The organism is Mesorhizobium sp. P160219 (assembly GCF_057786095.1).
In genome coordinates, this window is the sequence record NZ_JBYNWG010000001.1 from 483,927 (window position 1) to 507,626 (window position 23,700).

At 63.6% G+C, this 23,700-nt stretch carries 18 protein-coding genes; 10 read left to right on the plus strand and 8 right to left on the minus strand.

Annotated features, from left to right (window positions below; all coding sequences use genetic code 11):
* The first annotated feature begins 29 nt into the window (after positions 1 to 29).
* Complete coding sequence (htpX, locus tag AC3EMP_RS02415; protein ID WP_352596774.1) at positions 30 to 1,055, plus strand: zinc metalloprotease HtpX; 1,026 nt, start codon at positions 30 to 32, stop codon at positions 1,053 to 1,055.
* Positions 1,046 to 2,431 carry an RsmB/NOP family class I SAM-dependent RNA methyltransferase gene (locus tag AC3EMP_RS02420; protein ID WP_023827108.1) on the plus strand — a complete coding sequence of 462 codons (1,386 nt, stop codon included), beginning with the start codon at positions 1,046 to 1,048 and terminating at the stop codon, positions 2,429 to 2,431. The genes htpX and AC3EMP_RS02420 overlap by 10 nt, the downstream gene beginning before the upstream one ends.
* A gap of 19 nt (positions 2,432 to 2,450) precedes the next feature.
* On the opposite strand, the gene AC3EMP_RS02425 is transcribed toward AC3EMP_RS02420, so the two are convergent.
* Positions 2,451 to 3,362, minus strand: coding sequence for a phytanoyl-CoA dioxygenase family protein (locus AC3EMP_RS02425; protein ID WP_488494581.1), 912 nt, complete (start codon positions 3,360 to 3,362; stop codon positions 2,451 to 2,453).
* A 99-nt stretch (positions 3,363 to 3,461) separates the two neighbouring features.
* On the opposite strand from AC3EMP_RS02425, the gene AC3EMP_RS02430 reads away from it, so the two are divergent.
* From AC3EMP_RS02430 to purH, 3 genes are all read left to right on the plus strand, one after another.
* Positions 3,462 to 4,319: a helix-turn-helix transcriptional regulator gene (locus AC3EMP_RS02430; RefSeq protein WP_444848998.1), complete on the plus strand. Its 858-nt coding sequence runs from the start codon at positions 3,462 to 3,464 to the stop codon at positions 4,317 to 4,319.
* A 217-nt stretch (positions 4,320 to 4,536) separates the two neighbouring features.
* On the plus strand, positions 4,537 to 6,261 hold the full coding sequence (locus AC3EMP_RS02435; protein ID WP_352712200.1) for a heparinase II/III family protein: 1,725 nt from the start codon (positions 4,537 to 4,539) through the stop codon (positions 6,259 to 6,261).
* A gap of 106 nt (positions 6,262 to 6,367) precedes the next feature.
* A complete protein-coding gene (purH, locus tag AC3EMP_RS02440; RefSeq protein WP_352712198.1) occupies positions 6,368 to 7,984 on the plus strand; it encodes a bifunctional phosphoribosylaminoimidazolecarboxamide formyltransferase/IMP cyclohydrolase in 1,617 nt (538 codons plus the stop codon).
* A 44-nt stretch (positions 7,985 to 8,028) separates the two neighbouring features.
* On the opposite strand, the gene AC3EMP_RS02445 is transcribed toward purH, so the two are convergent.
* On the minus strand, positions 8,029 to 9,411 hold the full coding sequence (locus tag AC3EMP_RS02445) for an MFS transporter (protein WP_352712196.1): 1,383 nt from the start codon (positions 9,409 to 9,411) through the stop codon (positions 8,029 to 8,031).
* Between the two features lie 261 nt (positions 9,412 to 9,672).
* Positions 9,673 to 14,463, minus strand: coding sequence for an NAD-glutamate dehydrogenase (locus tag AC3EMP_RS02450; protein ID WP_352712194.1), 4,791 nt, complete (start codon positions 14,461 to 14,463; stop codon positions 9,673 to 9,675).
* A 131-nt stretch (positions 14,464 to 14,594) separates the two neighbouring features.
* On the opposite strand from AC3EMP_RS02450, the gene AC3EMP_RS02455 reads away from it, so the two are divergent.
* Together AC3EMP_RS02455 and AC3EMP_RS02460 are read left to right on the plus strand one after the other, a co-directional pair.
* Positions 14,595 to 15,158, plus strand: a complete 564-nt coding sequence (locus tag AC3EMP_RS02455) for a peroxidase-related enzyme (RefSeq protein ID WP_023736824.1) — start codon at positions 14,595 to 14,597, stop codon at positions 15,156 to 15,158.
* Between the two features lie 3 nt (positions 15,159 to 15,161).
* Positions 15,162 to 15,602 carry a hypothetical protein gene (locus tag AC3EMP_RS02460; RefSeq protein WP_023736823.1) on the plus strand — a complete coding sequence of 147 codons (441 nt, stop codon included), beginning with the start codon at positions 15,162 to 15,164 and terminating at the stop codon, positions 15,600 to 15,602.
* Between the two features lie 25 nt (positions 15,603 to 15,627).
* Here the strand turns inward: AC3EMP_RS02460 and AC3EMP_RS02465 are convergent, their stop codons facing one another.
* Complete coding sequence (locus tag AC3EMP_RS02465; RefSeq protein ID WP_023818262.1) at positions 15,628 to 16,242, minus strand: LysE family translocator; 615 nt, start codon at positions 16,240 to 16,242, stop codon at positions 15,628 to 15,630.
* A 141-nt stretch (positions 16,243 to 16,383) separates the two neighbouring features.
* Between AC3EMP_RS02465 and AC3EMP_RS02470 the strand changes: the two genes are divergently transcribed.
* Positions 16,384 to 17,418, plus strand: coding sequence for an L-idonate 5-dehydrogenase (locus tag AC3EMP_RS02470; protein WP_023815290.1), 1,035 nt, complete (start codon positions 16,384 to 16,386; stop codon positions 17,416 to 17,418).
* A gap of 339 nt (positions 17,419 to 17,757) precedes the next feature.
* Entirely contained in the window at positions 17,758 to 18,384 is a 627-nt protein-coding gene (locus AC3EMP_RS02475; RefSeq protein ID WP_352712192.1) for a DUF1062 domain-containing protein, read from the plus strand.
* A 17-nt stretch (positions 18,385 to 18,401) separates the two neighbouring features.
* Here AC3EMP_RS02475 and AC3EMP_RS02480 read toward each other — a convergent pair whose 3' ends face one another.
* The 3 genes from AC3EMP_RS02480 to typA all read right to left on the minus strand — a co-directional run bounded on the left by AC3EMP_RS02480 (position 18,402) and on the right by typA (position 21,480).
* Positions 18,402 to 18,608 (minus strand): hypothetical protein, encoded by a 207-nt coding sequence (locus AC3EMP_RS02480; protein ID WP_352712190.1) that lies wholly within the window; start codon positions 18,606 to 18,608, stop codon positions 18,402 to 18,404.
* Between the two features lie 52 nt (positions 18,609 to 18,660).
* The gene (locus tag AC3EMP_RS02485) at positions 18,661 to 19,407 is read right to left on the minus strand and encodes a M48 family metalloprotease (RefSeq protein WP_352712189.1); all 747 of its coding nucleotides are present in this window, start codon (positions 19,405 to 19,407) and stop codon (positions 18,661 to 18,663) included.
* Positions 19,408 to 19,650: 243 nt separating this feature from the next.
* Positions 19,651 to 21,480, minus strand: coding sequence for a translational GTPase TypA (gene typA, locus AC3EMP_RS02490; protein ID WP_352712187.1), 1,830 nt, complete (start codon positions 21,478 to 21,480; stop codon positions 19,651 to 19,653).
* 143 nt (positions 21,481 to 21,623) lie between these two features.
* Here typA and AC3EMP_RS02495 point away from each other — a divergent pair, with 143 nt between their 5' ends.
* Positions 21,624 to 21,956, plus strand: a complete 333-nt coding sequence (locus tag AC3EMP_RS02495; RefSeq protein WP_023704968.1) for a hypothetical protein — start codon at positions 21,624 to 21,626, stop codon at positions 21,954 to 21,956.
* Positions 21,957 to 22,003: 47 nt separating this feature from the next.
* On the opposite strand, the gene AC3EMP_RS02500 is transcribed toward AC3EMP_RS02495, so the two are convergent.
* Positions 22,004 to 23,578: an alkaline phosphatase D family protein gene (locus tag AC3EMP_RS02500; RefSeq protein WP_023704969.1), complete on the minus strand. Its 1,575-nt coding sequence runs from the start codon at positions 23,576 to 23,578 to the stop codon at positions 22,004 to 22,006.
* Positions 23,579 to 23,700: the final 122 nt, after the last annotated feature.

The window sequence follows — 23,700 nt, forward strand, 5'->3', positions numbered from 1 at the left end:
TTTTGCCACGGCCGCACAGGGAGCAGATGATGAGCACGCTACGCACCACCATGCTCCTGGCCGCGATGACGGCGCTGTTCATGGGCGTCGGTTTTCTGATCGGCGGCACCGGCGGCATGATGATCGCCTTCCTGGTCGCCGCGGGCACCAATCTGTTCAGCTACTGGAATGCCGACAAGATGGTGCTGTCGATGAACCACGCCGTCGAGGTCGATGCCAGGAACGCGCCCGAATTCCACGCCATCGTCGAGGCGTTGGCCAAGCAGGCCGGCCTGCCGATGCCCAAGACCTATCTGATCGACAATCCGCAGCCGAACGCCTTCGCCACCGGCCGCAATCCCGAGAACGCCGCGGTCGCGGCCTCGACCGGGCTGCTGGAGCGCCTGTCGCATGAGGAGGTGGCGGCAGTCGTGGCGCATGAGCTGGCCCACATCCAGCATCGAGACACGCTGACCATGACCATTGTCGCGACACTCGCCGGCGCCATCTCGATGCTCGGCAATTTCGCCTTCTTCTTCGGCGGTAGCCGCGACAACAACAACCCGTTCGGCTTTGTCGGCGTGCTGGTGGCGATGCTGGTCGCGCCCTTCGCCGCCATGATCGTGCAGATGGCGGTCAGCCGCACCCGCGAATACGAAGCCGACCGGCGCGGCGCCGAAATCGTTGGAAATCCGCTTTGGCTGGCATCAGCGCTTGACAAGATCGCCCGCGGCGCCGAACGCATCCGCAACCCGGATGCCGAACGCAATCCCGCGACCGCGCATCTCTTCATCATCAATCCCCTTCACGGCGAGCGCATGGACAGCCTGTTTTCGACCCACCCGAATACCGACAACCGCATCGCCGCGCTGCAGGCGATGGCGCGCGACATGGCAGGCCGCCAGCCGGCGCCGCGCCAAGCGCCGACGCCCGGGCAAACAGAAGAATTCCCGGCCGATGCCGTGCAAGGCCCGTGGGGCAAGGCAGCACGCCCCACTCCGCCGACCAGACCGGCCAAGCCGAAAGCCAATCCGTGGGGCCGCAATCCGACCGGACCCAAAGGTCCGTGGTCGTGAGCGGCGCCAGATCCCGGCCCGCACATTCAGGCGATCGCGAAAACAGCTCGGACGAATTCGTCGCCGGCCTCGCCGCGCGCAAGGCAGCGGCGCGGCTGCTGGCCGCCGTTATCGACGCCAAGACGCCGCTCGACGGGCTGACGGACCACGAGAACGGCCATCCGCAATACAAGGTGCTCGACCTGCGCGACCGCGGCCTGGTGCGCGCCATACTGGTGACCGCGCTGCGCTACCGCATGACCATTGCCGGGCTCCTCGCCCGCCGCCTTGAAAAGCCGCTGCCGCCCAACGCCACAGCTTTGTCGCACATCCTGCATGTTGCGGCGGCGCAGATCCTGTTCCTCGACATCCCCGACAGCGCCGCCGTCGATTTGGCTGTGACCCACGCCAAGTCGGACCCACGCACGCAGCGCTTTTCCGGCCTCGTTAATGGCGTGCTGCGCACTTTGGTGCGCGCCAAGGAGACCGAACTGCCGGCAGCTCTTGCCGCCACCGACGAGGCGCCAAAATGGTTCTCCGACCGGCTGAAGGCCGCCTATGGCGCCGAGATGACCAGACAGATCCTGGCGGCGCATCGCGTTGAGGCGCCGGTCGATTTCACGGTCAAGGCCGATCCCGAATTGTGGGCCGAAAAGTTCGGCGGCATCGTGCTGCCGACCGGCACGGTGCGAGTGGAAAAGCTCAGCGCCTCCGTCACCGAACTGCCGGGCTTCAGCGAAGGCGCATGGTGGGTCCAGGACGCCGCCGCCAGTTTTCCGGCGCGGCTGTTCGGCGATGTCAAAGGATTACGCGTCGCCGACCTCTGCGCCGCCCCCGGCGGCAAGACCGCTCAGCTTATCCTTGCCGGCGCCAAAGTCACCGCCTTGGACACCTCGAAGAACCGGCTGGCGCGGCTGACGCAGAACCTCGAACGGCTTGGGCTGTCCGCCGAGATCGTGCAGGCCGATCTGCTGAAATACCAGCCGGCGGAGCTTTTCGACGCCGTCCTGCTCGACGCGCCCTGCTCTTCCACCGGCACGGTTCGGCGCCACCCGGACGTGCAATGGACCAAGACGTTAGCCGACGTCGAAAAGCTAGCCGATCTGCAAGCAAAGCTGCTCGCCCGCGCCGTCACTTTGGTCAAACCGGGCGGCCGGATTGTTTTTTCCAACTGTTCGCTGGACCCGATCGAAGGCGAGGATCTGTATCGCGCCTTTCTGGCCGGCAACAAGACCGTCGCCGACGATCCGCTGCAGCCCGGCGAAATCGCTGGAATCGACGCCTTCCTGACCCCGCAAGGCACGCTGCGCACCACACCCGCCGATCTTGACCTTGGTTCGCCAGGGGTTTCCGGCCTGGACGGCTTCTTCGCCGCCCGCATGCGACGACTGGCCTGACTCCGACGCGACGACATGCCTAAAGCATGTCGTCCAAGGACCAGTGCTTCCCCCACCTTGCATCGATCTCATCATCGACATTCTGGTAGCGGATATCGGTGGAGAGCCGGATACGCCCCTCCGCGCTCTGGTTGGTCGTCGAGGCGTGGATCATGTAGGGCGAGTGGAGGACGACATCGCCGGCCTCGAAATCCGCGATCAGCCAGCGTGTATCGAACCGCTCCGCCATGTCGGGCAGGTCCTTCGACACCCAGCCGCCCTCGCTCATGTTCCTGTTGTAGGCGCTGATGCGCTCCTGCGGGCTCAGCCCGGCATTTTCCCTGGCGAACCGGGCCTCCATGTCGAGGCCGATGGGGTGCGATCCCTCGAGATAGACGAGGCCGCCCATGTCGACGGGAACGTCGCCGATCGGGATCCAGGCAGTGACGATGCGGCTGGTGCCGCCGCGCAGATAGACGAGGTCGTAATGCGCCGGCGTCGCCACAGTGGTGCCCGGTTGGGTGAAACGCATGATCTTGCGCTTGTGCAAATAGGACAGCCCGCCGACGAACGCATCCATCAGCCGGGCCATCCGGGGCTGTGCGCAGAACCCTTCATAGGCGGTGGAGCGAACCAGCGCCATCAACCGGCGATCGGCGAGCTGACGGTCGAACGTGCCGGCCGCCAGGCCAAGCGCGGGATCGGACCCGGGCTGCAGCAAGCCGGTGTCGGCCAGATACGAAAACACCCAGCCGCGAAAATCCATGACGTCGCGGCGCGGCAGGATACCTTTCAGCCAGACATAGCCTTGCTCGGCAAGGAGGCCTCGAATGGCATCGATGCCGATCCCGGCGTCGGTTGGCACGAGATGACCCAACCGGTTCGGCGCCATCGATAATGTCTTGCCGTTGGCGTTCAGATCGATTGACGCAACAGGACTCCGTCGTTGCATGCCACCTGTTGAGCTTGACATTTCAGCCACCTGCGATTTTCCATCCTTAGCTGGAAATGCCATACTGTTTGCACACTCGCCCATGGACGTAACGAAGCCATGGACTTTTCGCTCATGAACGATCTCTCTTACGCACTCTACAGATCCGCACCGGCCGCGGCCGGCGGCCTGTCGGTTACAGGGATTGGTCGGCATCGCGTCACGCAGGCGATCCAAGCGCGCAAATTGCCGGAATTCGCCGTGGTGCTGATTGAGAACGGTCAAGGCTGGCTTGAAACCAGGACTGCCGGCATGCAGACGATCCAAGCGCCGGCCCTGTTCTGGCTGCTTCCCGGGAGGATGCATTCCTACGGGCCGGACGCATCGGGCTGGCTCGAACGCTGGGCGCTCTTCGACGGCGCCTTGATACGCGATTTCACCCGGCTGCGGCTGATTGCCGAGGACGCCCCTGTCGTCCCCTTGCGCGACCTCGGCAAAATGCAGCGGCTGTTCGACAGGCTGCATGGTGAGCTGTCGCTCGATACGATGCTGAGCCAGGCAGAAGCCGCCGCCACGATGCATCGCATCGTCGTGCGTGCCGCCCGCCAGGCAATGGATTGGAACAACCGTCAACGAAACCCCAGCCTCCAGGATGCCGCCGACATGCAGCCCATCGTCGACGAATTGCGCCGCTGCGCGTGCGACCCGGTCGATCTCGATGCCTTCGCCGCGAAATTCTCGATGTCGCCGGCAACCTTGCGGCGCAGATTTGCGCGGGCAGCCGGCATGTCGCCCAAGGCCTTCCAACTGCGCACGAGGCTCGACCGCGCCAAACAGATGCTGGCCGCCTCCGATTCGCCCATCGAGTCCATTGCGGCCGCCGTCGGCATCCACGACGCCTTCTATTTCTCCCGTCTGTTTCGCGACCGCGAAAACTGTTCGCCCAGCGAATTTCGGTCTCGCCACAACCGCAAGTGAGTGCAGGATTGCCGGGCTTAAACCCGCGAAGCGCTTGACTTTTTTCGGGGTGGGTCGGTGGCCGGCAGCGTGAGGCGCTTCACGTCGGCGGAATTCGACTTCGCATAAGTTCTTGAATCATATAAGCTTGTGCTGGGGTACCGGAACATGATGCCGAAAAGTGTGACGCGGTTTTCGGGCGACAGCATGCTCTATCTCCAGGCGACGAGGAGGGGTTTTGGCACTGGCTGCCGGCAGCACGACACGTCTGTGGACGCTTGTCGCTAAGGAGTTTTGGCGCAAGACGCGCCGGCGCCTTCGCGCGGGGCCAGTTTATCGCTGGCGCTATTCCGGGCGCACGCCCGAACGCGTCCTGATTGCACCGCCCGACCTCAGGCTCGCCGATCCGCAGATCGCGCTCGAGATCTACTATGGCCGCTATCCGCTGTCGGGACACCTCGTCGAGACCGGCGGCAAATCGCCATTCCAGATCGATGTCGCCAATCGCGGCTGGGTGAAGACGCTGCACGGCTTTCGTTGGCTGCGCCATATGCGCGCCGCCGGCACCGAGCTGGCCGCCGCCAATGCACGCGCGCTTGTCTCCGACTGGATCGCCATGCATGGCAACCAGATTTCCGGCATAGCCTGGGAGCCCGGCATCACCGCCAAGCGAGTCATTGCCTGGTTGCAACACTCCTCGGTTGTCCTACAAGGGGCCGAATTTCCGTTCTATCGCGCCTTCCTGAAATCGCTCGCCGTGCAGATCCGCTATCTCCGCTCGATGGCGCGCGAAATGCCGGACGGCAAGGACAGGCTGCGCGCTCGCATCGCGCTTGCCTTCGCCGCGCTGTCGCTGCCGGCGCCGGCCTCGGCACTGCGCGGCGCCACCCGCAACCTGGCGGAAGAACTCGACCGCCAGATCCTTCCCGACGGCGGCCATATTTCGCGCAACCCGATGGCGGTTCTCGAACTGCTCGCCGATCTCCTGCCGCTGCGCCAGACCTATGCTAACCAGGCCGAAACGCCACCGGCAGCCCTGATGGGCGCCATCGACCGCATGCTGCCGGCGCTGCGCTTCTTCCGCCATCAGGATGGCAGCCTGGCCCGCTTCAACGGCATGGGCGCCACCATCCACGACCGTATAGCCACCATCTTGCGCCACGACGACACCGCCGGCGCGCCGCTGCTGCACGCGCCGCATTCCGGCTATGAGCGGCTGTGTATGGGCGGCGTCACGGTGATTGCCGATACCGGCCCGTCGCCGGCCGTCGATGTGTCCAACGCCGCGCATGCCGGGTGCCTGGCCTTCGAACTCTCGTCCGGCCGCCAGCATTATATCGTCAATGCCGGCATCGACACCTATGGCGCCGCCGAATTCCGGCCGCTGGCCCGTGCCACCGCGGCGCATTCGACCGCCACCATCAACGACACCTCGTCGGCGCGGTTTTCCCATTCGCTGCGCGTCAACGACCTGCTCGGCTCACCCTTGCTCGGCGGCCCGCAGCATGTGCCTTGCAAGCGCATCGACCAGAAGGGCACGCAAGGCTTCATCGCCCGCCATGACGGCTATATGCAGCGCTTTGGCTTCCTGCATGAGCGCGAGCTGAAACTGTCGAGCGAGGGCAATGTGCTCGCCGGCAGGGATCGCTTCCTCCGCCCGGGCGGTGCGGCGATCCGCAACAATGGCCGCGACTTCGTCGTGGTGCGCTTCCATATCCACCCTGATATCAACCTTTTGCAGGACGAGCATGACCGCCTGGTGCTGACCGCCGACCAGGCCGACACCTGGGTGTTCACCTGCACCGAAGTGGTGCCGGAGGTCGAGGAATCGATCTATTTCGCCGGCCTTGGCGGCCCACGCCGCAGCCGCCAGATCGTGCTCGCCTTCAAGGCCTCGGAGATCGCCGAGGTGCATTGGCAGCTCACGCGCACCGGCATCGCCGGCTATCCCGAGAACAGCTGAGCGCCGGTGCCGGCGCCGGCTTGATCGAGCTTCCGGCTTGATTTCCTGACCTCATGTGCTACGGCCCGGCAACGCTCTCCAATCAGCCCTGAAAGGCCGCCAGCCCATGGCCGTCGCCGCTAAGAACATTCCGGCACCCGACCTCGTTCCGGTCCGCCGCGCCCTGCTTTCCGTCTTCGACAAGACCGGCCTGACCGACTTCGCCAAAGGGCTGGTCGCGGCCGGCGTCGAGCTGGTCTCGACCGGAGGTACGGCAAAGGCGATCGCCGAGGCGGGGCTGGCGGTGCGTGACGTCTCGGAACTGACAGGCTTTCCCGAGATCATGGACGGCCGCGTCAAGACGCTGCACCCGTCGGTGCATGGCGCACTGCTCGGCGTGCGCGACGATCCCGAACACGCCAAGGCGATGCACGATCACCGCATCGAGCCGATCGATCTGCTCGTCTGCAATCTCTACCCGTTCGAGGAGGTCCGCCGTTCCGGCGCCGACTATGCCGCTGTTGTCGAGAACATCGACATTGGCGGCCCGGCGATGATCCGCGCTTCGGCCAAGAATCACGCCTATGTCGCCATCGTCACCGATCCCGGCGACTACGCCTCGGTGCTGAACGCGCTGGAGATGAACATCGGCTCGCTGTCGCTGGATTTCCGCCAGAAGCTGGCGGCCAAGGCCTTTGCCCGCACCGCCAGCTACGATGCGGCGATCTCCGGCTGGTTCGCCGAAACGCTTGAGATCGAGCACCCGACCTGGCGCGCCTTCGGCGGCAGGCTGGAAAGCGTCATGCGCTATGGCGAGAACCCGCATCAGAGCGCCGGCTTCTACGTCAATGGCGACAAGCGGCCCGGGGTCGCCACGGCTCGCCAGTTGCAGGGCAAGCAGCTGTCCTACAACAACATCAACGACACCGATGCCGCCTTCGAGCTGGTCGGCGAGTTCGATCCCAACCGCTGCGCCGCCGTTGCCATCATCAAGCACGCCAACCCGTGCGGCGTCGCCGAGGACGCTTCGCTGGCTGCTGCCTATGCGAGAGCGCTGGCCTGCGACCCGGTTTCGGCCTTTGGCGGTATCGTTGCCATGAACCGCATCCTCGATACCGAAGCGGCTCAGGAGATCGTAAAAACCTTCACCGAGGTGATCATTGCGCCGGACGCGTCGGAGGACGCTGTCCGCATCATCGCCGCCAAAAAGAATTTGCGACTGCTGGTCACCGGCGGTCTGCCCGATCCGCACGCCGGCGGCATCACTGTGAAATCCGTCGCTGGCGGCATGCTCGTCCAGGGCCGCGACAACGCGGTGGTCGACGATCTCGAGCTCAAGGTGGTGACCAGGCGCGCGCCGACGGCGGCCGAGATGGCCGACCTCAAATTCGCTTTCCGCATCGCCAAGCACGTCAAGTCGAACGCCATCGTTTACGCCAAGGACGGCGCCACGGTTGGCATCGGCGCCGGCCAGATGAGCCGCGTCGATTCCTCGCGCATCGCCGCCCGCAAGGCGCTCGACGCGGCGGAAGCAGCTGGCCTCGCGGAGCCGTTGACCAAGGGCTCGGTGGTCGCCTCCGACGCTTTCTTCCCTTTCGCCGACGGGCTGATCTCAGCCATCGAAGCCGGCGCCACGGCGGTGATCCAGCCCGGCGGCTCGATGCGCGACGACGACGTCATCGCCGCCGCGGATGAACATGGCATCGCCATGGTGTTTACCGGCGTGAGGCATTTCAGGCATTGAGCGCCTCTGCCTTTTCCCACAAGGGGAGAAGGAAAAGTGCGTCGCTATTCCACCGGCTGATCCGCCGGGTACGGCGTCCAGATCAATATCGCGATCCCAACGCCCAGGAACAGCACGATGGCCGCCATGCCGAGCCGCGCCGAGCCGCTGGCGAGCGTGATCGACGCCACCATGAACGGCGCCAGGAAACTCGTGGCCCTTCCGGCCAGCGCATAGATGCCGAAATAGCGGCCGGATTCGGCTGCGGTCACGCTGCGCGCCATGTAGGAGCGTGACGACGCCTGCACCGGTCCGAACGCCAGCCCGATTAACAGGCCATAGAAAATGTAGGCCTTTTCCGCCGCCGTGCCGAACAGGCCGCCACTATCGGCTCCCGGCATCATCCAGGCGCCGAACAACGTGTAGCCTGGCCCGGTCGAAACGATGCCGATGGTGGCGATGCTGAGCAGGACGAGCGAAATCATCACGATGGTCTTGGAGCCAAGCGCGGTGTCCAGCCATGCGGCAACCAGGCAGCCGACGATGGCGACGACGTTGAGGATAATGCCGAACATGCCGATCTCGGTGATCGACCAGTGGAACATCGCTGCCGCAAATGTGCCGCCCAAAGCGAGCAGCGCATTGACGCCGTCCTGATAAATCATGCGGGCGACAAGGAAGCGGAAGATGCCTTTGCGCCGGCGCACTTCAGTCAGCGTCGACTTCAGTTCCGACAGCCCCTCGCGCACCGCCGGCCCGATCGGAATGCCTTTGATGGCGTCCGGCGTAAAGAAGAACATCGGCAGGATGAACAGGAAATACCAGCCAGCCGACAGCGGCCCGGTGGCGCGCGCGTCCTCGCCGAGTTTCGGGTCGAGCCCAAAGAGCGGGTCGATGCCGATGATCGTCTTGCCGGTCTCCGGCGAACCCGCCAGACAGGCGACGACAAAGATCAGCGCGATCATGCCGCCGAGATAACCAAGTCCCCAGGCAATGTTGGAGACGTGGCCGATCTCGCTCTTCGGCACCAGGCGCGGCATCATCGAATCGTTGAACACGGTCGAGAATTCCGCCGCGACCGAAGCGAGAGAAAAGAACAGCACCACCAGGAAAAGGTTCGAGCCGGGAGCGGCGAACCATAGCAGGCAAAGGCTGATGATCTTGATCGAGGCGAAGAACGCAATCCACGGCTTGCGCGGCCCGGTCTGGTCGGCAATCGAGCCGAGGATGGGAGACAGCACGGCAATGACCAGGCCCGCAACAGCGATGCCGTAGCCCCAGGCCGCCTGGCCTGAGACCGGATCGCTCGCCATGCGCGAGACGAAATAAGGCCCGAAGATGAAGGTGGTGACAACCGTGAAAAACGGCTGCGCCGCCCAGTCGAAGAACATCCATCCCCAGATGCCGCGCCCGGATGCCCGCTGCACTGTTTCTACCGCCGCCATCATGATTCCCCCGGGACACCGCGCTTGTCGGACGCCATGTCTGCATGTTTCGAATGCTCATGCAAACCGCCAAAGATTCGCGCTGCTCCTCACCTGGATGTCGCCGCTGTCTACCTGCATAGAGACGCGAAGAAAGGCGCCGCGCCCCTACCTCCCCCTTGTGGGGAGGTCGGACCGAAGGTCCGGGTGGGGGTCGGTGCCGCACCCCCACCCCGCTGCTTCGCAGCGACCCTCCCCACAAGGGGGAGGGTAAAGTCCCGAGCCTCACATCCCCGTCAGATCGCTCATCAACCCCGAAGCCACCGACAGCCTGGACACGGTGATATCCCCGCCTTCGGTCAGCGCCTGCAGCCGCTCGCGAATGCGCGCCACGCGCTCGCCGCCGGCTTCCAGCCAGGCCGCCACAGGATCCGCCGTCCCGGCATGGCCGGCGAGAGCCGCCACCGCGATGCCGCGCCGCGCCGCGCCGATCGTGTCGGTGGCGCGCGACAGCGCCAGCTGGTCGTAATAGTCCGACGGCGTGATAGAACGCGCCGCCTCTTCGACGCGCGGAATGCGGAAGGCATCGCTGACGGCGAAGAACGCCTTGGCCGAGGCGACGACGTCGGCATTGGCCGTCCGCGCCGTCAGTGCGATGTCGGGGATCAGTCCCGCCACATCGGCCATTGCCAGCTGCCCGGCGAGCTTTTCCGGGGCGCCGGCCTTGAAGAGGCCGTGCCGCCGCTCCTCGACCCGCTCGCGCGAGAAGGCCGGTAGCAGCGAGAGCAGCTTCGGCTCCAGCGCCATGCGCGCCTCTTGCAGTTCGGCAATGCGCTGGCCGAGCGCTGCGGTGCCGGCATCGTTCTTCAGATACCAGCCGCTGGTCACGAAGATAAGCCGGCTGACGGACTGGTAGAGGTCGAGCTGCGCCTGGCCGTCGATGTGGCTGTCCAGCGCATCGATCTCCCGATAGAGCGCCGGCAACGCGAAGCCGTCGCGCACCACGGCGAAGGTGCGCACCACGTCGGCCGCGCTGCGCCCCGTGGCTTCCTGCAGCCGGTTGACGAATGACGGTCCGCCGCGATTGACGAGATCGTTGGCGACGACGCGGGCGATGATTTCGCGGCGCAGCCGGTGGCCATGGATCTCGGCCGCATATTTCTTCGCCATCCGGTCAGGGAAATAGCCCATCAGATCGCGGTCGAAATGCGCGTCGTCAGGCACGTCGCTGGCGACGATGTCGGAAAACAGCACGATCTTGGCATAGGCGAGCAGCACGCCAAGCTCCGCCCGGGTCAGCGGCTCGCCACGCGCCTCGCGCTCGGCAAGGGCGGCCGGCGACGGCAGCGTCTCGACAGCGCGGTCGAGCAGGCCCCGAGCCTCCAGCGCCGCCATGAACCGGCTCTGGTGCGCGATGTCGGCAAGGCCGCGCTTGCGGGCGATGGAAAGCGCCAGCGTCTGTTCGTAATTGTTGGACAGCACGAGGCCGGCGACCTCGTCGGTCATCTCGGCCAGCAGCTTGTTGCGCGCCGGCCGGGTCAGCGATCCCTTGCGCATGGCGGACGCCAGCGCGATCTTGATGTTGACCTCGACGTCGGAGCAGTTGACGCCGCCGGAATTGTCGATGGCATCGGAGTTGCAGCGACCGCCATTCATGCCGAATTCGATGCGGGCACGCTGCGTGACGCCGAGATTGGCGCCCTCACCGATCACTTTGGCCCGCACATCGAGCGCGGTGATGCGGATGGCGTCATTGGCGCGGTCGCCGACTTCGGCATTGGTTTCGCCCGAGGCCCGCAAATACGTGCCGATGCCGCCGAACCACAGAAGGTCGACGTTCGCCTTGAGGATGGCGGTCATGATCTCGGCCGGTGTCGCGGTGGTCTTGGCGAGGCCAATCGCCGCCGCCGCTGCCGCAGGCAGCGTGATCGACTTCTGGCTGCGCGAGACGATGACGCCGCCTTCCGACAGTTTGGTCTTGTCATAGTCCTGCCAGGACGAACGCGGCAGCGCGAACATGCGCTCGCGCTCGGCCATCGACGCTACCCTGTCTGGATCGGGATCAATGAAGATGTCGCGATGGTCGAAGGCGGCGATCAGCCTGGTCTGCGGCGACAGCAGCATGCCGTTGCCGAACACGTCGCCCGACATGTCGCCGACGCCGACGACGGTGAAGGGGGTGGCCTGGATGTCGCGGTTGATCTCGCGGAAATGCCGCTTGACCGCTTCCCAGGCGCCTTTGGCGGTGATGCCCATCTTCTTGTGGTCGTAACCGGCCGAGCCGCCGCTGGCGAAGGCATCGTCGAGCCAGAAACCGTGTTTCTCCGAAATGGCATTGGCGGTGTCGGAGAAGGTTGCCGTGCCCTTGTCGGCGGCGACGACAAAGTAGGGATCGTCAGGATCGCGCCTGACGACGCCGGCTGGGGGTATGACGCCATCGAGGCCGATATTGTCGGTAATCGACAGCAGGCTGGAAACGAAATTCTTGTAGGCCGAGGTGCCGGCCTCGAAGATGGCGTCGCGGCCGGCGCTCATCGGCAGCTTCTTCGGATAGAAGCCGCCCTTGGCGCCGACCGGCACGATGACGGCGTTCTTGACCTGCTGCGCCTTGACCAGGCCGAGCACCTCGGTGCGGTAATCCTGGGCGCGGTCCGACCAGCGCAGGCCGCCGCGCGCAACCGGGCCGAAGCGCAGATGCACGCCTTCGACCTCGGAACCATAGACGAAGATCTCGCGCCACGGCCGCGGCGCTGGCAATCCTTCGACCGCTTGCGAATCGAGCTTGATCGCCAGCGACTGGCCCCGCGCCTTCGTTCCCGCAACGAAATGGTTGGTGCGCAACGAGGCTTCGATCAGGTTGAGATAGCGGCGGATGATCGTGTCGTCATCAATGTTAGGGACTTCCTCCAGCGCGTCCTTGATCTTGGCCTTGAGGTGCTTGGCGGCGATCACGCCTTCCGTCTCGGCGGTCGGGCCGAGACGAGCGACGAACAGTGCATGCAGGCCGCGCGCAATGTCGGGATAGCGATTGAGCGCGGCCGCGATGAAATCCTGGCTCTGCGGGATACCGGCTTGCTGCAGGTAGCGGCCATAGGCGCGCAGAATGCTGACTTCGCCCGACCACAGGCCGGCGGTCTGGGCAAGCCCGTTATAGCTGTCATTGTCGATGTCGCCGCGCCAGACCGACAGGAACGCGTCCTCGAACAGCGCGCCGCCATCGCTGAGGTCGATCGGCTTGCCGTAGCTGTTCTCCAGTTCCATGTCGTGGACGAAGACGGTGTCGCCGCCGTCCTCGCCAACTTCGAAGGTGCGCTCGCTGATGACGCGGAAGCCGATGTTTTCCAGCACCGGCACGCGACGCGACAGCGCTACCGGGCTGCCGTGGTGGTAGATCTTCAGCGCTGCCTGATGCGGTTTCTGCTCGGCATGGCGGTAATAGTCGATGGCGATCGGGTTGGCGGTGCTGATGCCGGCGATGCGCCCCGCATCCTTCAGCGCGACGGCCGCGCTGAAGGAATCGCGATAGCTCTCAGGCAGACGCGCGGCGATCGCCTTCAGCGATGGATCGCCGCCGACGGCTTCCGCGGCTTCGGCCAGCGCGTCGTCCCAGGTTCGCACGATGTCGCGGATCGCCGCTTCGATCACAGCCTGCTCGACCTTCGGCGTCTTGCCGCCGGAGCGGCCGATGATGAAATGCACACGCGCCAGCCCGCCCTCGGGGAAAGCCGGATAGTAAGCCGACAAACGGCCCTCGAAGACGGTCTTGAGATAGGTGCCGATCTTCTCGCGCACGACGCTGTCATAGCGGTCGCGCGGCACGAAGACGAGGATCGAGACGAAGCGGTCGAACTGGTCGGCGCGCACCAGCGCCCGCACCCGCGGCCGCTCGACCAGGCCGAGAATGGCCGAGGCGTGCTTCTTCAGGATCGGCACCGGCACCTGGAACAGTTCGTCGCGCGGATAGCTCTCCAGAACGTTGATCAGCGCCTTGCCGGAATGGTCGTGCCGGTCGAAGCCGGACTTGGCGATGATGGTCTCGGCCTTTGACCTCAGATACGGGATTTTCATCACCGAGCGCGTGTAGGCAGTCGAGGTGAACAGGCCGACCATGCGCAACTCGCCGGCAAGCGTGCCCTTGGCGGTGTAGGTTTTGACGCCGATATAATCGAGATAAATGCGGCGGTGCACCAGCGACTTGGCGTTGGCCTTGGTGACGATCAGCGGCTCCGGCCCATGCAGGAAGGCGCGGATTTCGGGCGTCGTCGTCACCGCCTCGGTGCCGCGCCGGAGCACCAGCACATCCGGGTCGGCGAGGATGCCGAGACCGGGTTTGTCGGCGCGCTCTAGATTGCCGCTCTCCGCGCCGCCGGAATATTTGAACTCGCGCATGCCAAGGAAAGTGAAATTGTCGTCGCGCAGCCATTCAAGGAAGGCGATGGCCTCGGCAACGCTCTTCTTGTCGAGCGGCACGGCGGAATAGCGGAATTCGGAAATCGCCTGGTCGAGACGGGCGAGCATCGGCTTCCAGTCGCTGACGGCGGCGCGCACCTGGTTGAGCATCTTGCGCAGGCGGTCGGCCAGCGCGTCGGCCTGCTCCGCCGTCAGGCGCGGAATATGGACATGGACGACGCTCAGGCGGTCGTGATTGCCATCGTCCTTGAGGGCGCTGCCGTCGCCGAGGATCTCGTCGACGCCGGCCTTGCCGTGACGCACGACGATGACCGGATGGGTGACCAAAGTCGGTTCGCCGGCAGTTTCTGTGATCTCGCCGAGGATCGAATCGAACAGGAACGGCATGTTGTCGTTGACGACGGTGATGATCGTCATCGGGCGGCCCTCGCGGGAGACGCCCGACCCGGCATCGACGGCGACGACACTTTGGCCCTTCTTGTGGGCGGCGACCGCACGTCCTGCCAGGTCGGCGGCTCGCTCCAGGTCGGCGGCGTCATAGGCGGCAATGTCTTCGGCCGGCGCGCGGGCCAGCAGATAGTCGGCGAGCCTGGCCGGCTTCCCGTCGGGTTTCACCCCGGCAGTGGCTGTTTTCTTCGGCTTAGCTGCGGATTTCACGCTCGCCATGTTGTCCTCCCGTCACATGCTTTTACGACTATGGTAGCAGATGACCGCTGTTTGGCGACAAAGGTTTGACGGCTCGATAAGAATTACAGGAATTCGACGGTCAGGCGGCGGTGAACGAGGAGGAAGACCCCATGTCCGGCAAAATCAGCGCACTTGACTTGGGTATCGCGGAACTGAGCGAGGCGACAAAAGCCTATTTCGCCAAATGCGAGGAAAAGCTCGGCCTGGTTCCCAACGTGCTTCTTGCCTATGCCTTCGACGAGAAGAAGCTGCGCGCCTTTACCGAAACCTACAATGATCTGATGCTGGGTGAATCCGGCCTGTCGAAGCTGGAACGGGAGATGATCGCGGTCGTCGTCTCCTCGATCAACCATTGCTATTATTGCCTGACCGCGCATGGCGCGGCGGTGCGCCAGATCTCCGGCGATCCGGCTCTCGGCGAGATGATGGTGATGAACTTCCGCGCTGCCAATCTTTCACCGAAACAGACGGCGATGCTCGAATTCGCCGTCAAGCTGACGGAAGAGCCGGCAAAGATCGTCGAGGCGGACAGGGAAGCACTGCGCAACGCCGGCTTCACCAACCGCGACATCTGGGACATCGCCTCGACCGCCGCCTTCTTCAACATGTCGAACCGCGTGGCGGCGGCCATCGACATGCGCCCGAACGACGAATACCACGCCATGGCGAGGTGACCAATGACGATAGATACGTCAGGCAAGTGGTGGGTTGGCAGCGAGCCCACTGACATCGGAGAATACTTGGAAGCCTATGGCGCCGACAACGCCGAGGTTCATGACTTCAGGCTCGCCCGCTGCAAGTGCGGTTCCATCTCGTTTCTCCTCGATGCCGACGATGACGAGGGTGTGGCGCGACGAACGTGCACGGTCTGCGGATCCGAGCATCTTATCTGCGACAGTGCGGAATTTTGGGACGAAGCCCAGCCGGAACGATGGGCGTGCACCGAGTGCGGCTCCGAAGCTGCAAACATCGGCGTCGGGTTTTCCATCTACCCGGAACGTGACGGCGTTCGCTGGCTGTATGTTGGCGTACGATGCGCGGCCTGTGGCGTTTTGGGATGCTTCGCCGGCTGGAAAGTTGGCACGTCTGATAGCATGGATCTATTGGACAAAGTCTAGCTTTGAGGTTCCCATAGAAAGGCGGTCAGGATCGCGCCGCGATGGCCCCGGCAGCGCCGGCCATCGTCGTGGCGCTGATGCGGTTGGCGATCTTCATCGCACGCTTGCTCTTCAACAGTTTGCGCGCCTGTGAGGCCGCGACGACCCAGGCGAGATCGATGGCGATCAGAACCACCGCCATCGTCGCCGTCAGTTCGACCCAGCCGATGACACTCACCGAAGCGAGGTCGATGATCGTCGGCAGCAGCGCCAGATAGAACATCATGATCTTGGGATTGCCGAGCGTCACCGCCATGCCGGCAAAGAACAGCTTTGTCGCCGAATCCTCGCGCGGCATCTCGCCTTCTTTTGCGTCGACAGGTGCGGTCCACATCTTGAAGGCGAGGTAGGTGAGGTAAGCGACGCCGATCCATTTCACGACGACGAAGGCGAAATGGAAGGTCTGCGCCACGACCGCCAGCCCGAACACCGCCAGCGACAGCCAGATGGCCTCGCCGATCCACATGGCGAGCAGGAACGGAAACACGTCACGAAAGCCCTTCGAGATGACGCGGGCAACCAGTGCCGCGATCGATGGGCCGGGCGAGCCGGCGGCAACGAAGAGAGCGGCGGCGAAGATCAGCAGCGAGGTGAGGTGCATGGCGGAGCCTTCGAGCGTTGGATGGCAAATGATATCCGATCGGTGGCGATTTGGCACCCCTCGGCCTGATGGGCCAACGAACGCAACACATTTCGGAGATCGGACTTGCCCGTGCCAGCGGTTTGAGAAAGGATCGCGGCCGTGAAATCAATCGTCATCCACGCCGCAAAAGACCTGCGCATCGAAGAGACCGATCCGGGCGCGCCTGGCGCCGGACAGGTCGAAATATCGGTCGAGGCCGGCGGCATCTGCGGCTCGGACCTGCACTACTACAATCATGGCGGCTTCGGCGTGGTGCGCCTGCGCGAGCCGATGATCCTCGGACATGAGGTCGCCGGCACGGTGAAGGCGCTTGGCGCCGGCGTCTCCAGCCTCGCCGTCGGCGACCGCGTCGCGATTTCGCCCAGCCGGCCCTGCAATGCGTGCCGCTACTGCCTGCAGGGCGTGCAGAACCAATGCCTCGACATGCGATTCTACGGCAGCGCCATGCCGATGCCACATATACAGGGCGCCTTCCGCCAGTGCCTCGTCGCCGAGGCCTGGCAGTGCCACAAGATAGCCGACCATGTCTCCATCAACGAAGCCGCCTTTGCTGAGCCGTTCGCGGTAACGCTGCATGCCGTCAACCGCGCCGGCTCGCTGCTCGGCAAGCGGGTCTTGGTCACAGGCAGCGGGCCGATCGGTGCGCTCAGCATCCTTGCCGCACGTGTCCACGGCGCGCGTGAGATCGTCGTCACCGATGTCATGGACGCGGTTCTGGCCAAGGCCAACGAGATCGGCGCCGACCGCACCATCAATGTCGCCACAGATGCCGACAAGCTCGCTGGCTACAATGTCGAGAAGGGCAGTTTCGACGTCATGTTCGAATGCTCCGGCAATGAGCGCGCGGTGCGAGCCGGGCTCGATGTGCTGAAGCCGCGCGGGGTGCTCGTGCAGCTCGGCCTAGGCGGCGACATGTCGCTGCCTCAGAATCTCATCGTCGCTAAGGAGATCGAAATGCGCGGCTCCTTCCGTTTCCACGACGAGTTCGCGCTGGCCGTCGATCTGATCAACAACCGTCGCGTCGACGTTAAGCCGCTGCTGACCGGCATCTATCCAATGGACGAGGCGGTTGCGGCTTTCGAGATCGCCGGCGACCGCAACAAATCGATGAAGGTACAGATCGCCTTCGCCTGAGCAGGGCGAGACACCCTATGAACCTTGCCGCTCGGCATCTTGCCGCTAGAAGAACCGTCCCGACATTCATTTCGAGCTTCATTTTGCCTCAGTAACCGCCGGTCTCGCCAACTCCCCTGATCACACTTGGCAGGGCGCCGCATTAAGCGGTGCCTGCTCCATTTCACGAGTTCCTCAGGCGGCGGTTCGAGACCGGTTTGGCACTGCTGAACCGTTGTCGCGCGCTTTGCCGCCCGTGACAGCTGATTTCCGACATAGCTAGCTCTCGCCACGCCGTGCCCGCATGGGCATCTCGCCATTGCCGACCTGAAGAACTTCCACACTGGAAGGTCTTCCGGCTTGTCCCAACATCTCGCTATCCACTGGGCAATCACGCCCGAAATCGCGCCTCGACCCCTGGTCCACTGCAACCGCTGCAGCGCCGTGAAAGCCTATCGCTGCAGCGACAAATTCCGCGTCAACGCCAATGGCAAACGCATTGATGTCTGGCTGATCTATCGCTGCATCGACTGCGACAATTCGTGGAATTTCGGCATTTTCGAACGCTGCAACCGCCGCGACATCGAACCCGCGCTGCTGGCAGCGCTCGAAAGCAACGATCCGGCCCTCGCCCGCCGCCATGCCTTCGATGTCGTGGCTTTGCGAAACCGGGTCGGTCGCGTCGAGGAGTTTCCCGATGTCGCCGTTCACAAACACCGGCTCGGCGGCGAAGGCCGACCCGCAGCCGCGCTTGAAATCAGGCTTGGGCTGGAAATGCCGACATCGCTGCGGCTCGACCGTCTGCTCGCCGGCGAACTCGGCATCTCGCGGTCGCGGCTTCAGGCACTGGAGGAGAAGCTGGTGTTGACCGTCTTTCCGGAGGGAGCCAAGGCTTTGCGCAAGCCGGCTCGCGAGGGGACGACCATCCGCATCGACCTAGCCGGCGAAGCGGATCGCGAATTCATCATCTCGGCGGCCGGAGGATGAGCCGCTGCGGCCAGGGGTTAATCGCTCTCTTCAGAGGTCGAAGCGATCAAACCCTTGGCCGCTTCGAGATCGCTGTCGGCGACCTGCACATGGGTCAGGCTTTGCCCGCTCGTATCGAGATGCGCCGAAAATGCATAAATCCCGTTGGCTTGAAGCATCGATATGCAGACCGCGGCCTCGGGCCGATTGTCGAATACCGCAGCCGTGACCAGTTTGTCGCTCATTGCGCGCCCTTAAGCTGCACCGACCACCTTGGCCGACCTTTCGAAACGCATCCTATACGGCTTCCAAATCCTTGGCATTTTTCCGTCGTTCAGACGCGCCAAGGAACCGCAGAGGAAAAGTAAGCATCCATAGATTGGGATGTGCCCCGCGCATCATTTTCCATGCGTAGCGGTCTGCCTGCTTTTCCTGATCGGGGTCTTGTCCCATTTCGACATGCTGCAGCGCATGGTGGCCTATTTCGTGATAGAGCGTTTTCTCGATCATGAATCTGCGAAATGCGTTGCCAATCCAATGTTTGGATGGGCGTCGCCAGACAATCTCGATGACCGATACTGTCTGGAGGTAAGTGCCGGCGAACTCGGGTTCGGGGATTTCCGGGATTATATAGATTCGCGAAATGCCAATCAGATCGGCTGCAGGTACATTTGCAAGCCAGTGGCCAATGTGCCGCGCCGCCTCCAAACCACTGTCGAGCTTGCCATGCTCCAGAACAGTGATGTCGCCAACTGAAGACCGCAGCCAGTCGTCCATCGCAAAGCGAACGATGCTGCGGAGCGCAGCGCGCATAAGGGGAGTTATCGGTCCTGCAAGCGAATCCGAAATATATCGTCGAGATGCATCTTCGTTAATATCGTGCAGGGCAGTAGCGAGGCCCGCCACAACCGTTGAAACTTCGCGATGGGAAACCTTACCCAGATCGATCTTTGCCAGCTCATACTCGATCGCCGGCAGTGCCGCGTTGCCAAATCCAACAAGCTTTTTGTGGGCTGCGAGCCTTCGCCGCGTGTCGTCTTGCATAAGACTCCGCACGAAATCCCGAACGGCATTTCGCACACCCGTTTCCTCGCCTCCACCCACAGCTAGCATACCGTGCGGAGGAGTGAGAGGAACGAGAATATCATGACACTGTGAGCTTCCGCTGTGGTCCTTTGAAGAGACACCGCTGGGCTGGCTGGGCGCCAGGCTGCTCCCAGTGGGAAGCCTGTCCCATTCGGCGAGACGATGGGTTGGGTCGTCCCCATCTCGCCAAAACAAAAACCGTTACGCCGCGCCGACCACTTTGGCCGACTTCTCGAAGCGCTTGCGCTCGTTCGGGTCGAGATAGAGCTTGCGCAGGCGGATGGTCTTCGGCGTCACCTCGACCAGCTCGTCGTCCTGGATCCAGGCCAGCGCCTTCTCCAGCGTCATGCGGATCGGCGGCGTCAGCTTCACCGCCTCGTCCTTGCCGGCGGCGCGGATGTTGGTCAGCTTCTTGCCCTTCAGCACGTTCACTTCGAGGTCGTTGTCACGGCTATGGATGCCGATGATCATGCCCTGATAGACCTTGACGCCCGGGTCGATGACCATCGGGCCGCGGTCTTCGAGGTTCCACATGGCATAGGCCACTGCCTCGCCCTGTTCGTTGGAGATCAGCACGCCGTTGGTGCGGCCCGGCAGTTCGCCCTTGTAGGGCTGGTAGGCGTGGAACAGCCGGTTCATCACGGCGGTGCCGCGCGTGTCGGTCAACAGTTCCGACTGGTAGCCGATCAGTCCGCGCGTCGGCGCGTGGAAGACGATGCGCTGACGGTTGCCGCCCGAAGGCCGCAGCTCGACCATCTCGGCCTTGCGCTCCGACATCTTCTGCACGACGATGCCGGCGTGCTCCTCGTCGACGTCGATGACGACTTCCTCGACCGGCTCCAGCAATTCACCGTTCTCGCCCTTCTGCATGACGACGCGCGGACGCGACACGGCGATTTCAAAGCCTTCGCGGCGCATCGTCTCGATCAGCACGGCCAGCTGCAATTCGCCGCGGCCGGAAACGAAGAACGAATCCTTGTCGGGCGATTCCTCGATCTTGAGCGCGACATTGCCTTCGGCTTCTCGCAGCAGGCGGTCGCGGATGACGCGGCTGGTCACCTTGTCGCCTTCAGTGCCGGCGAGCGGCGAATCATTGACCAGGAAAGACATGGTCACGGTCGGCGGATCGATCGGTTGCGCATGCAACGCCTCGGTCACCGCCAGGTCGCAGAACGTGTCGGCGACGGTGCCTTTGGACAGGCCGGCAATGGCGACGATGTCACCCGCCTGCGCCTCTTCGATCGGCTGGCGCTCGAGGCCACGGAAAGCGAGGATCTTGGAGATGCGGCCGGTTTCGATCTGGGTGCCGTCATGGTGCAGCACCTTGACCGCCTGGTTGGACTTCAGCGTGCCGCTCTCGATACGGCCGGTAATGATGCGGCCGAGGAATGGATTGGCTTCCAGGATGGTGCCGATCATGCGGAACGGGCCGGGATGAACGGTCGGCTCCGGCACATGCTTGATGACGAGGTCGAACAGCGGCGCCAGGCCCTGGTCCTTCGGGCCTTCCGGATTTTCCGAGACCCAGCCATCGCGGCCAGAACCGTAGAGGATCGGGAAGTCGAGCTGCTCGTCGGTGGCGTCAAGCGCTGCAAACAGGTCGAACACCTCGTTGACCACTTCGACGTGGCGGGCGTCCGGACGGTCGATCTTGTTGATGACGACGATCGGCTTCAGGCCGACCTTGAGCGCCTTGCCGACGACGAACTTGGTCTGCGGCATGGGGCCTTCGGCGGCGTCGACCAGCACGATCGCCGAATCCACCATCGACAGGATGCGCTCGACCTCACCGCCGAAATCGGCGTGGCCGGGCGTGTCGACGATGTTGATGCGGGTGTCCTTCCAGTCGACCGAGGTCGCCTTGGCCAGGATGGTGATGCCGCGTTCCTTTTCGAGGTCGTTGGAATCCATGGCGCGCTCGGCGACGCGCTGATTGTCGCGGAAGGAACCGGATTGCCGCAGCAATTGGTCGACGAGGGTGGTTTTTCCATGGTCGACGTGCGCGATGATCGCGATATTACGAATTTTCATTTTGTGGTCTCGGGAGCGTTGCAGGCAGCAGGCCAGAAGGCGCCGCCTCTTTCGGTTGCGCGGCTCATACAGGGTTTTTCGCAATTGCGAAAGAGGAGGCGCACCACCAAATACTCATCAAATCTTAAGCATCTCGGTGTGAGATGGTTTTGTTAACCAAGGCGGGAACCTTTCTGGGCCCGGGTAGTTCGAAATTCATGACCGACAAACTCAACCGATTTTGGCCCCTCATCGCTTCGGTCGCATTCGCTGCCGTGCTGGCGGCCAATGCCGCTCAATCGGCCGCCACGGTGAAGGAAGCCAATCCGGCTTCGTCGCCCGACCGGACGGCCGAGCAGATGTTTGCCGACGCCCCTGATGGCGTCGACCCCGTGGTCACCGGCCCGGTCAGCGCCTCTTTCAAGCAGAGGCAGCGGGTTGCAGGCTGCGACAGCGCGGTGTGGCCGAAGATTCCGACGGTTTGCTACCCGGACTGACGGCTGCCCATTCCAGGCATAGCGATCCTTCGCACCGGCCCAAAGGCTTACGCCGACCGCACCGGATCGAGCGTCACCTTGTAAAGCTCGATGTCGTCGCGATCCATCAGCCGCACGGTCAGCTGCTCTGTCGCCCCTGAAATGTCCACCAGGCCAAAGAACTGCAGGCCGGCCGAGGGTGGCAGGTTCTGGCCCTGTTCGGTGGTCGGCGCCTTGATGAATTTCAGCTCCGGGCCGAAGGTCATGTCGAAATCATTGGGACCGAAGGTACCGGCGTGGATCGGGCCCGAGACGAATTCCCAGAAAGGATTGAAATCCTGGAACCGCGCCTTGTCGGGGTTGTAATAGTGCGCCGCCGTGTAGTGGACATCGGCGGTCAACCAGACCGTGTTGGTGATGCCGGCAGTCTTGATGTAGCGCAACAGGTCGGCGATCTCGAGCTCGCGGCCTTTGGGCAGGCCATTGTCGCCATTGCTGATGGCTTCCGCGCCGACCTTCTTGGCGCCGTCGTCCCAGACGACGAGGCCGAGCGGCATGTCGGCGGCAATGATCTTCCAGGTCGCCCTGGAATTCGTCAGCTCGCGCTTCAGCCATTTCGTCTGCTGTTCGCCCAGCATGCGTGACTGCGGCGTCATGTCCTCCTGCATGTCGGCGCCGTTCGGGCCGCGATAGGAGCGCATGTCGAGGAAGAACACGTCGAGCAGCGGCCCATGCGCGATCTTGCGGTAGACGCGGCCGGGCTCGGACGGCTCGTAGCGGATCGTCGTCATCTCATGGAAGGCGCGCGCCGCACGCGCCGCGAGCACATGGATGGATTTTTCGGTGTAGCGGCTGTCGGCGCCGAGATTCTTCGAATCCGACCAGTTGTTCAGCACCTCGTGATCGTCCCACTGGTAGAAGGTCGGGCAGATGGCGCTCAAGGCCAGAACGTTTTTGTCCATCATGTTGTATTTCCACTGGTCGCGGTACTCATCCAGCGTCTCGGCCACCTTGCGCTTGCCGTCGATCAGGACGACGTTTTTCCACTTGCCGCCGCCAGGCAGGTCTACCTCGTCCTTCATGGCGCCATCGGCATAGATGGTGTCGCCGGAATGCAGGAAGAAATCCGGCGTGTGCCTGGCGATGGTGGCGTAGGTTTTCATGCCGGTCTCATCGATTCCCCAGCCCTGGCCGGCCGTGTCGCCCGACCAGGCGAATTTTATGTCGCGCTTCGAGGCGGGTGCTGTGCGGAAACGGCCGACGATCGGTTCGGAAACGGCGTTGATATCCGACAGGTCGGCGGCAGTCATCCGGTAGAAGATATCCTGGTCGGAGGCGAGTTCGGTAAGCAGGCGCTTGACCGTGAAGTCGCTGGCCGGCGAGGTATCGAGCGGCGCCAGCCGCGTCGCATTGGCGAAGTTTTCCGTCGACGACACTTCGAACATGACGCGCGAAGGCCGGTCGGTGCGCGTCCACACCATGCCGCTCGAGGCATCGACATCGCCGGACTGGACGCCATGGGTGAAGGCCGGGCGCTGGCTGGCGCGCGAATAATAGGGCAAAGCGAGCCCCGATGCGCCGAGCAGACCGGCGGCGCTGGCAGAGGTGACGAAAGCGCGGCGGGTCAACGAAAGCTTGTTCATGGCTGTCTCCTGATGGCTTGAACGTTCGCCACCAGCGTCCTGCTTCAATGTTTCAGCCGCATCTCGGAAAGATGAAGTTTTGATAACAGTGAACAGGCGAGTGATCTCCCCCCTTGAGGGGG